10 protein-coding genes are annotated in these 9,711 nt (G+C 71.8%); 4 read left to right on the plus strand and 6 right to left on the minus strand.

Annotated elements, in window-relative coordinates; all coding sequences use genetic code 11:
- Nucleotides 1–47: 47 nt before the first annotated feature.
- Both efeB and efeO read right to left on the minus strand, forming a co-directional pair.
- Nucleotides 48–1,349, minus strand: a complete 1,302-nt coding sequence (efeB, locus tag ACIQ5Y_RS22005) for an iron uptake transporter deferrochelatase/peroxidase subunit (protein WP_403882840.1) — start codon at nucleotides 1,347–1,349, stop codon at nucleotides 48–50.
- Between the two features lie 34 nt (nucleotides 1,350–1,383).
- Nucleotides 1,384–2,538 (minus strand): iron uptake system protein EfeO, encoded by a 1,155-nt coding sequence (efeO, locus tag ACIQ5Y_RS22010; protein ID WP_403882842.1) that lies wholly within the window; start codon nucleotides 2,536–2,538, stop codon nucleotides 1,384–1,386.
- Between the two features lie 366 nt (nucleotides 2,539–2,904).
- On the opposite strand from efeO, the gene ACIQ5Y_RS22015 reads away from it, so the two are divergent.
- Both ACIQ5Y_RS22015 and ACIQ5Y_RS22020 read left to right on the plus strand, forming a co-directional pair.
- Nucleotides 2,905–3,579 (plus strand): PhzF family phenazine biosynthesis protein, encoded by a 675-nt coding sequence (locus ACIQ5Y_RS22015; RefSeq protein WP_403882845.1) that lies wholly within the window; start codon nucleotides 2,905–2,907, stop codon nucleotides 3,577–3,579.
- Nucleotides 3,580–3,648: 69 nt separating this feature from the next.
- The gene (locus ACIQ5Y_RS22020) at nucleotides 3,649–3,966 is read left to right on the plus strand and encodes a hypothetical protein (RefSeq protein ID WP_403882847.1); all 318 of its coding nucleotides are present in this window, start codon (nucleotides 3,649–3,651) and stop codon (nucleotides 3,964–3,966) included.
- A gap of 72 nt (nucleotides 3,967–4,038) precedes the next feature.
- On the opposite strand, the gene ACIQ5Y_RS22025 is transcribed toward ACIQ5Y_RS22020, so the two are convergent.
- Nucleotides 4,039–4,686, minus strand: a complete 648-nt coding sequence (locus ACIQ5Y_RS22025) for a heme oxygenase (biliverdin-producing) (RefSeq protein WP_403882850.1) — start codon at nucleotides 4,684–4,686, stop codon at nucleotides 4,039–4,041.
- A 132-nt stretch (nucleotides 4,687–4,818) separates the two neighbouring features.
- Nucleotides 4,819–5,676 carry a type I methionyl aminopeptidase gene (map, locus tag ACIQ5Y_RS22030; protein WP_403882853.1) on the minus strand — a complete coding sequence of 286 codons (858 nt, stop codon included), beginning with the start codon at nucleotides 5,674–5,676 and terminating at the stop codon, nucleotides 4,819–4,821.
- An 82-nt stretch (nucleotides 5,677–5,758) separates the two neighbouring features.
- Here map and ACIQ5Y_RS22035 point away from each other — a divergent pair, with 82 nt between their 5' ends.
- Complete coding sequence (locus tag ACIQ5Y_RS22035) at nucleotides 5,759–5,998, plus strand: hypothetical protein (protein WP_403882856.1); 240 nt, start codon at nucleotides 5,759–5,761, stop codon at nucleotides 5,996–5,998.
- Nucleotides 5,999–6,126: 128 nt separating this feature from the next.
- Here the strand turns inward: ACIQ5Y_RS22035 and ACIQ5Y_RS22040 are convergent, their stop codons facing one another.
- Nucleotides 6,127–6,732 (minus strand): hypothetical protein, encoded by a 606-nt coding sequence (locus ACIQ5Y_RS22040; protein ID WP_403882859.1) that lies wholly within the window; start codon nucleotides 6,730–6,732, stop codon nucleotides 6,127–6,129.
- A 106-nt stretch (nucleotides 6,733–6,838) separates the two neighbouring features.
- Here ACIQ5Y_RS22040 and npdG point away from each other — a divergent pair, with 106 nt between their 5' ends.
- Nucleotides 6,839–7,552 (plus strand): NADPH-dependent F420 reductase, encoded by a 714-nt coding sequence (npdG, locus tag ACIQ5Y_RS22045; RefSeq protein WP_403882862.1) that lies wholly within the window; start codon nucleotides 6,839–6,841, stop codon nucleotides 7,550–7,552.
- Between the two features lie 44 nt (nucleotides 7,553–7,596).
- On the opposite strand, the gene ACIQ5Y_RS22050 is transcribed toward npdG, so the two are convergent.
- A complete protein-coding gene (locus ACIQ5Y_RS22050) occupies nucleotides 7,597–9,684 on the minus strand; it encodes a TerD family protein (RefSeq protein ID WP_403882865.1) in 2,088 nt (695 codons plus the stop codon).
- Between the last annotated feature and the right edge of the window lie 27 nt (nucleotides 9,685–9,711).

Genomic DNA, 9,711 nt, shown 5'->3' on the forward strand with positions numbered 1-9,711 from the left:
TTCCTCTCCGGGATCTCCGGGTCCTACGGGCGGTACGACGACGGGGGCTACGCGAACAGCGTCCGGCCCCACCAGTCGTCCTTGTCACGGACGCCCGGCGGGACGGCGAAGATCGCCGAGCTCACGTGCTGGATGTACTCGTTGAGGACATCGGACTTCGCCAGGTTGCGCTGGATCGGGATGAAGCCCTTGCGCACGTCCCGCTGGTAGGCGAGGAAGAACAGGCCGGCGTCGAGGCGGCCCAGCCCGTCCGTGCCGTCGGTGAAGGAGTAGCCGCGGCGCAGGATCGTCGCGCCGTTGTTGGTGTCCGGGTGCGCGAGGCGGACGTGGGCCTCCGGCTTCATCGCCTTCAGGAACGGCTCGTCGCGCTCCTTCGACTTGCCGACCGGGGCGCCCTCGCCCTTGTCGCGGCCGAAGATGTCCTCCTGCTCCTGCAGGGGGGTGCGGTCCCAGATCTCGATGTTCATCCGGATGCGGCGGGCCACCAGGTACGAGCCGCCGGTCATCCACTCGCTGCCGTCGCCCGCGCCGACCCACACGTGCTTGTCCAGGGCCGCCTTGTCGGTGCCCGAGATGTTCCGGGTGCCGTCCTTGAAGCCCATCATGTTGCGCGGGGTCTGCTCTTCGGGCGTGGTCGACGAGGTCTTGCCGAAGCCCAGCTGCGACCAGCGGACCACGGTCTTGCCGAAGCCGATGCGGGCCAGCTGGCGGATCGCGTGCACGGCGACCTGCGGGTCGTCGGCGCAGGCCTGGACGCAGATGTCGCCGCCGGAGCGGGCCGGGTCGAGGTTGTCGCCGGGGAACAGCTCCAGGTCGACGAGCGCGTCGGGGCGCTTGCCCTCCAGGCCGAACCGGTCCTTGGCGAACAGGCCCGGTCCGAAACCGATGGTCAGGGTGAGGCGGGAGGCCTTCAGGCCGAGGGCCTCGCCGGTGTCGTCCGGCGGGGCCTCCGGGAGACCGCCGAAGCCGCCCTCGCCGACCGGCAGACCGGCCGTCATGCGGCGGGCCGCCTCGGTCCAGTCCTTGAGGAGCTTGATCAGCTCCTCGCGGCTCTTCGTCTTCACGTCGAAGGCCGCGAAGTGCAGACGGTCCTGGACGGCGCTGGCGATACCGGCCTGGTGGTCACCGTGGAACGGCACGGCCGCACCGGCCGCGGCCGCCGAGACCATGTCCGAACCGCCGCCGAACGCGGCCGCCGCACCGCCGGCCGCGGCCGCGCCGAGCGCGAGCCCGGCCCCGCCCCAGCCCAGGACGGCGCGCCGCGAGGGCGCGGCCGCGGACGTACCGGCTTCCGGCTGCTCCTGCTGCTCCGGCTGCTGCGGCTGTGCCGCCGACTCCGACTCGCTCATGGTGTTCTCCCGCCTCCTTCGACTCTGCCGTGACTTACTTCGTGACCGCTGCGGCGAGCTTGGACAGCGGCTCACCGAGGGCGGAGACGGCGTCCGAGAGCTCCTTGCGCTCCGCGTCGCCGACCTTGTCGTAGGAGGTGAAGTCGTAGGAGGCCTTGTCGGCGCGGTACTTGTCGAGCAGGACCGTCATCGCCGCGAACTGGGTCTCCAGCTGCTTGGCGAGCTCCGGGTCGGTCTTCGAGACGATCGGCTTCAGGACCTCGAAGGCCTCCTGGGCGCCCTCGACGTTCGCCTTGAAGTCGACCAGGTCGGTGCGGGAGTAGCGCTCCTCCTCGCCCGTGACCTTGCCGGTGGCGACCTCGTCGAGGAGCTCCTTGGCGCCGTTGGCGATCGAGCTGGGGGTGATCTCGGCCTCGCCGACCTTCTTCTGCCAGTCGGTCAGGTCCGCCATCAGGGTGTCGGCGAGCTTCTTGTCGTTGTCGTCGATCTTGTTGTCGGCCCACAGGGACTTCTCCAGGCGGTGCCAGCCCGTCCAGTCCTTCGCCGGGTCCTGGCCGGCCTCCAGGCCGTCCTCGCGGACGTCGACCTTGGGGTCGATGTCACCGAAGGACTCGGCGACCGGCTCGGTGCGCTCCCAGCCGATGCGGGAAGGGGCGTACAGCTTCTTCGCGGTCTCGATGTCGCCGGCCTTGACGGCGTCGGCGAAGGCCTGCGCCTTGGGGAGGGTCTCCTCGGCCTGCTTGACCACGTACGCGCGGTACGCGGCGACGGCGGCGTCCGCCACGGGGCTGCGCTTCTCGGCGGCGGCGCCCTTGCCGGTGGCCTTGACCTTCTGGCTGATGCCGTCGCCCTTCATACCGGGCTTGCAGACGATCTCGTACTCGCCCGCCTTGATCTCGGCGGTGATGGAGGCCTTGGTGCCGGGGCCGATGTTCTCGCGCTCGGTCACGATGCGGGCGTCCGGGAAGAGGACGTAGACCTCGGTGACCTTGGAGCCCTTGTTCTCGACGTCGATGGTGACCTTGCCCGCCGGGAACTCCTTCTTCGACACGTCGCACGCGGTGTCGGAGGCCGCCACCTTGATCGCGCCGTCGCCGCCCGCGTCGCTCTTCTGGGAGCAGCCGGTGACGGCGGTCAGGGCTGCCGCGACGGAGGCGGCGGCGATGACGGTGAGGCGGGCGGGGCGCATGAGGGCTCCTGGGCGTCGGACGAATCGGGCCGCCCCAAGGGGGGAGGCCGGTGAGGCGGACCTAACTTAACCGAGGCTTACCTGACCCATACCCACTCGTCCAGTGATTCAGCTCTCACCTTTTCGCCCCGGACACGACGCCGTCACGGCCCATCCATGGCAGCCCCATGGACGGGTCAAGCGGAGGTCAAGTCGTGATGACCGTTCCGTACTGCGGAATCCGCCATTCCCCCGCCGTGCGCGCTCCTGGCGGCGCGGGGGCGGGGGCCGGCGGCCGGTCGGAGGCGGTCGGCGACGGGTCGGCGGCAGGTCGGCGGCAGGTCGGCGACGGGTCGGCCGCAGGTCGGGCCGTGCTTGAATGCCCGCGTGAACGATCTCGACGTGTTGAAGGTCTTCTGTGCGGGCGACGGCCGCTTCGGCAACCTGCTCGGTGTCGTACGCGACGGCCGGAGTTGCCCCGACGACGCGTCCCGGCAGGCCCTCGCCGCCGAACTCGGCTACAGCGAGACGGTCTTCGTCGACGACCCCGAGCGCGGGATCGTCGACATCCGCACCCCCGGTACGAAGATGAACTTCGCCGGGCATCCGCTGGTCGGAACCGCGTGGCTGCTGGACATCGAGGAGCTCCAGCCGCCGGCCGGCTCCGTATGGGCCCGTGACGACGGGGAGTTCACCTGGATCACGGCCCGCCCCGAGTGGGTCGAGGGCAAGCGCACCGAGCAATTCGCCTCCGTGGCCGAGGTGGAGGCGCTGCCCGCCCCGCCGCCGGGCGAGGGCTGGCTGTACGCGTGGGCCTGGGAGGACGAGACCGCGGGCCGGGTACGGGCCCGCGGCTTCCCCCGCCGCCCCGACGGGATCATCACCGAGGACGAGGCCACGGGCTCGGCCGCGATCCTGCTGACGGCCGAACTGAACCGCGCCCTGAACATCACCCAGGGCGCGGGCTCCCAGATCCTCACGGCGCCCGGTCCGGACGGCACGATCGAGATCGGCGGCCGCGTCCGCTTCGCTCCGGCCCCGGGACACCTCTCGGCGGACTGAGTACCCCGCACGGAGGCATGAGTACGAGAGCGCTGACGCGGGCGGCGCCCGTCGCGGTGAGCTGTCCCCATGAAGAAGACTCCGGCGCCCGCACACCCCGACGAGCAGCGGCGGTGGCTGCCGGTGGCGGCGCTCTTCACCGTGTTGGCCCCGGTGGCGGTGTGGCTGGGCCGGGCGAGTTCCTACCTGCCCCGGTTGCCGCTCTGGTTCATCCTGGCCTACGTGCTCCCGCTGGCGATGGTGGCCGCCGTCTGGATCCCGCCCCGGACCCAGGCGCAGCGCCGAAGGCGCGTCGCGTGGGCGCGCGCCGGCTGCGTCCTGGCCTTCCTGTACCCCCACGCGTACGTCGTCACCGTGCTCGTGCTCTGGGCGCTCACGGCCGGCTGAAGCGGCCGCGGGCCGGCCCGGTGCGCCGCGCACCCGGCCGGCCGCTTCTTCCGTGGACGTCCCCCGGAGGTACTACGCGCTGAGCGGGAACTGCTCGCCGAGCTCGCGGAAGACGGCGCCGTTGAAGTCGAAGGCGCGCTTGCACTCGTCGATGATGCGCTGCTTCTCCAGGTCGTCCGCGGCGATCGCGTCCAGCAGTTCGCGGTAGACGCGCTTGAAGGCGGCCGGGTTGGAGATGTCCGCGAAGACGTAGAAGCGGACGCCGTCGCCCTTGCGCTCGAAGCCCCAGGTGCGTTCCGCCTTGTCGCGGATGATCTGGCCGCCGGAGAGGTCGCCCAGGTAGCGCGTGTAGTGGTGGGCGACGTACCCGCCCGGCCACTGCGCCGCGCACTCGGCCACCCGGGCGGCGTACGCCTCGGTCGCGGGCAGGGCCGACACCGAGGAGCGCCAGTCGGGGCCCCGCAGGTGGGCGAGGTCGCGCTCGATCTCGGCGACGCGCATCAGCTCGGGGCGGATGAACGGGCCGGCGACCGGGTCGTCCCGGAGGGACTCGGCCGCGTCCTCCAGCGCCCGGTACACGAACCACAACTGCTCGGTGTAGCGGGTGTACGCGTCGACCCCGAGCCGTCCGCCCAGCAGGTCGCTCATGAAGGTCGACGTCTCCGCTTCGGTGTGCTGCTCGTGCGAGGCGACGCGGATGACCGTAGAGAAAGCGTCCAAGACCGACCTCCGGGTACAGGAATCAGGCGTGACGGCGGGGCCGCCACGCCTGATCCTCCTGCTTAGGTTTGCCTAAGTCAATGGGTTCCCGACGCGTTGTCGGTAAAAAGCCGCGTCGCTGCGGCGGGGCCGCTACGGCAGGGTCAGGATCTCCGCCCCGCTGTCCGTCACCACCAGGGTGTGCTCGAACTGCGCGGTCCGCTTGCGGTCCTTCGTGACGACCGTCCAGCCGTCCGCCCACATGTCGTACTCGTGGGTGCCCAGCGTCAGCATCGGCTCGATGGTGAAGGTCATCCCGGGCTCGATGACGGTGGTGGCGTGCGGGCTGTCGTAGTGCGGGATGATCAGGCCGGAGTGGAAGGACGAGTTGATGCCGTGGCCGGTGAAGTCCCGGACCACGCCGTAGCCGAAGCGCTTCGCGTACGACTCGATGACGCGGCCGATGATGTTGATCTGGCGGCCGGGCTTGACCGCCTTGATGGCCCGGTTCAGCGCCTCGCGCGTCCGCTCCACCAGCAGCCGCGACTCCTCGTCCACCTCCCCGCACAGGTAGGTGGCGTTGTTGTCGCCGTGGACCCCGCCGATGTACGCGGTCACGTCGAGGTTCACGATGTCGCCGTCGCGCAGGACGGTGGAGTCGGGGATCCCGTGGCAGATGACCTCGTTGACCGAGGAGCACAGGGACTTGGGGAAGCCCCGGTAGCCGAGGGTCGACGGGTAGGCGCCGTGGTCGCACATGTACTCGTGCGCGACCCGGTCCAGCTCGTCGGTGGTCACCCCCGGGGCGATCAGCTTGGCGGCCTCTTCCATCGCCTGGGCGGCGATCCGGCCGGCGATGCGCATGGCCTCGATGGTCTCGGCCGACTGCACCTCCGGTCCGGTGTACGGCGTGGGCATGGGCTTGCCCACGTACTCGGGCCGGCGGATGTTTCCGGGAACGGAACGGGCGGGAGAGAGCTCGCCTGGTACGAGCAGCGACTGGCCAGACATGCATGCGAGTGTATCCAGCGGGGATGGGGCAGCATGGCGGCAGAGAGCGCCTGACGGCGGTATCGAGAGGAGCCCGAAAGCGATGGCCCTGTTCAAGAAGCGCCAGGTGGGCAAACCGGGCGAGTGGTACTACTGCCTGGTCCACAAGAAGGTGGAGGAAGGCCCCGAGTGCCCCGCCAAGGACCGCTTCGGTCCGTACGGGAGCCCGGAGGAAGCGGCCCACGCCATGGAGTCGGCGCAGGAACGCAACCTCGAATGGCAGAACGACCCCAAGTGGAACGACAAGTCCCGCGAAGAGGACGAGGGCACGGCGACGCCGTAGCGGCCCGGGCGCCCGGGCGGAGCCCGGTCGGGACGGGGAGGGCCCGCCGGGCCGCGGCCGGTCTCGGGCGGTGCCCGGTCTCCGGCGGTGCCGTCGGGCCGGGCGGCGGACGGCCCCGGACGCGGCCGCTACCAGCGGCTGGGCGGCGGTGCGGTCAGCTGGTCCGCCAACCGCGCCAGCCGGTCCCGGAACCGGCGCGGCCCGCGCTGCACCGGCAGGCTGTTCTCCCCGGCCGCCGCGCTGACCAGGTGCTGCACGGTGTCCAGATCCAGCTCGGCGGCCCCGTCCGGCACGGACAGCGCGTCGTGCGCCAGCGTGCCCAGGTCCGGGTCCCCGCCGTCCAGGGACAGTACGGTCGCCCCCGCGCGCCGGGCGTCGTGCACCCGCTCCAGCAGCCCCTCGCCCGGTTCCCGCGGAGCCACCACCAGCAGCGTGTGCCCGCGCCGGGCCGCCTCCAGCCTGCTCAGCCCCACCGACAGGTGCGGCGGCTCCCCGGGCAGCACCCGGTGGCGCACGAGTGTGGGTGCCAGCTCCGGCAGACCCGACCAGGCGGCCTCGTCCACCAGGTGCGCCGCCAGGTGCCAGGGCTCGTAGCTCTCGGTCCCCACCAGCAGCAGGTTCCCTCCGGCGGGCACGACCGAACGCCGCAGCACCCCGGCGAAGCGCCGCGCGGCCCCCGGCCACTGCGTTCCGGCGAGCACCTCCCGCAGCAGCGCGACTCTCACGGCATCCATAGGCGGCATCCTGCCGTATGAATGGCGTGAATGTGACCGCTTCCCACCCGTTCCTCCCCCTTGCCGACCCTTCGACTGTCGCCTACTCGGCAGTACCCTCGCCCCCATGACTTCCTCGACTTCATCGGACAACACGCAGAAGCCGCCGGCCAAGGACCCCTGGGAGCTCCCGGACGTCTCCGGCCTCGTCGTCGGCGTCCTCGGCGGCACCGGCGACCAGGGCCGCGGCCTCGCCTACCGGCTCGCCCGGGCCGGCCAGAAGGTGATCATCGGCTCCCGCGCCGCCGACCGCGCGCGGACCGCCGCCGAGGAACTGGGCCTCGGCGTGGAGGGAGCCGACAACGCCGAGTGCGCGCGCCGCAGCGACATCGTCATCATCGCCGTGCCGTGGGAGGGCCACGCCAAGACCCTCGAAGCCCTGCGCGAGGACCTCGCGGGCAAGCTCGTCGTGGACTGCGTCAACCCCCTCGGCTTCGACAAGCAGGGCGCGTACGCCCTCCGGGTCGAGGAAGGCAGCGCCGCCCAGCAGGCCGCGGCGCTGCTCCCGGACTCCCGGGTCACCGCCGCCTTCCACCACCTCTCGGCGGTCCTCCTCCAGGACGAGTCCATCGAAGAGATCGACACCGACGTGATGGTCCTCGGCGAATCCCGCGCCGACACCGACCTCGTCCAGGCCCTCGCCGCCCGCATCCCGGGCATGCGCGGAGTCTTCGCGGGCCGCCTGCGCAACGCCCACCAGGTCGAATCCCTGGTCGCGAACCTGATCTCGACGAACCGCCGCTACAAGGCCCACGCGGGCCTGCGCATCACGGACGTCTGACCCGCGCGGTCCCGCCGCCGGGCTCGGCCCCGCCGCCGCCGGGCTCAGCCCCGGCGGCCCGGGCGTGCCTCGGCCGAGCCCAGGTGCGCCACCACGCCCTGGTAGAAGCGGTCCACGGCCTCGTCGACGCTGCGGATGAACCCGGACTCCGTATTGCCCCGGCCGGCCCCCATCCCCTTGACCAACGTCAGCCGGAAACCGGTGAGCGCGGCCCCGCTCACCGGCAGCAGATCGCCCGGCTCCGGGCGCAACCGCTCCAGCGTGCCGCGCGGCCCGTTCCCCTCGCCGACGAGGCTCTGCACGTGCAGGTCCGCCGGCGCCCCGTCGAGGAGCCGCAGCAGCCGCTTGACGATGACCAGCGGGTACGAGCCCTCCGGCGCGGGGACGTCCACGGACGTGCGCACCTTCCCGGTCCGCAGGTCGGCGACGACGGCGATGACGCTGCTGGTGCCCTCGATGCGCAGCTCGGCGGAGAGCCGGCCCTCCGCGCACAGCCGCTCGGCCGCCTCGACCCGGCGGGCCCGCGCGTCGCTGCCCCGGCGGGCGCGCTGGACGGGCAGCGCCTTCTGGCCGAGTTCCCCGCCAAGGCGCAGGCAGACCTGGCGGACGAGCCGCTCCCAGCTCTCCACGACCTCGACCGCGCGGCCGTCGCCGAGGGCGAGGGTCTCGTCCTCGATGCCGTTGCGGACCGGTACCCAGGCGGGGCCCATGTTCTGGAACCCGTGGCAGCCCGAGTTCTCGTGCTGGAGGTACTCCAGGAGCTCCTGGAGGAGCCAGGCGTGGGCGGCGTTGCCCACGCCCTCGTGGCGGATCAGCATCTGCGCCTGGTGGGCCACCTCGGCCCACGACAGGTGCCAGAGGCCCACCTTGTGCTTGCGCCGCCCGTCGACCTTGATGTCGACCATCGCGGTCCCTTCGAGGGCCACGTCGTTCGACAGGGTGATCACGGCCTCGTAGCCGCGGCGCGCGGCGATGTCCATGTACGCCTGCACCTGCTCGGCCTTGAGCGGGTTGCCGTTCGTCTTCGTCTCCACGAGCGCCGTCCACAGCTTCCCCGCGCGCTCCACGCGGATCACGCCGTCCGGCCGCTTCGGGGCGTCGCCGTGCGGAAGGGACACCTCGGTGAAGGTCTGCATCCGACCGGCCGGCGCACCGAAGGCGGCGGTGAGGCGGCGGCCGAACTCCGGGACCTGCGCCATGACGGACAGCAGCACGGAGGTCGCCCGTACCTCGCGCTCCCTGTCGCTCTTGAGGGTCGGGACCGGGAACAGCCGGGCGGTGCGCCAGGTGTCGTTCTCCGCAAGGGACTTCTTGGCCACCTTGGGCAGGGTGATCTTCTTCTTGGTGGTGCGCGGGCCACGGCCACGGGTCTGGGCGGGCACGGTGGGTGTGGCGGTGGGGGTCGCGGGGGGCTCGGCGGGGGAGTCCGTCCCGCTCGGCGCGGCGGGAGCGGTCTCGGGTACGGCGGCCGCGGCGGCCTCCGTGACCTGTGCGGCCTCCGCGGTCTCTGCGGCCTCTCCGGTCTTTTCGACCTCTTCGGCCCCTTCGGCCTCTCCCGCTTCCGCGAGTGCCCCGGGCTCGTCGGCCTCCTCCAGGACGGTGATGCCGAAGTCGGTGGCCAGACCCGCCAGACCCGTCTCGTAGCCCTGCCCCACGGCGCGGAACTTCCACTCCTCGCCCCGCCGGTACAGCTCGCCGAAGATGAAGGCGGTCTCCACGCCCGCGTCCTCGATGGAGAACCCGACCAGCGGCTCGCCGGAGCGGTCCGCGACGGTCATCCGCAGGTCGTCGAGGTCGCCGAACGACGCGCCCGCGTACTGGCTGGCCGCCACCACGATGCGTGCGACGTCCAGCGGTACCGCCGTCAGGTCCACGCCGATGCGGTCCTCGTCGCCGTTCTCGGTCGGCGTCTTGCCCAGGAGCTGTACGCTCCCGTCGGCCGCGGCGGGGTTGTTGTAGAAGTAGAAGTCGTTCTCGCTGCGGACCTTGCCGTTCTCGTCCACCAGCAGCACCGACACGTCGGCGTCCCCGGCCCCGGTGGCACTGGTCCAGCTCAGACTCACGACGACCGAACCGGCGTCCTCGCTCAGAGCGGTCAGACTGACGTTCGCGCCCTTGACGATCTCTTGCATGTGTTTCCCCCCGGCTCAGCGTGTACG

Source organism: Streptomyces sp. NPDC096339 (assembly GCF_044762985.1).
Classification (GTDB): Bacteria; Actinomycetota; Actinomycetes; order Streptomycetales; family Streptomycetaceae; genus Streptomyces.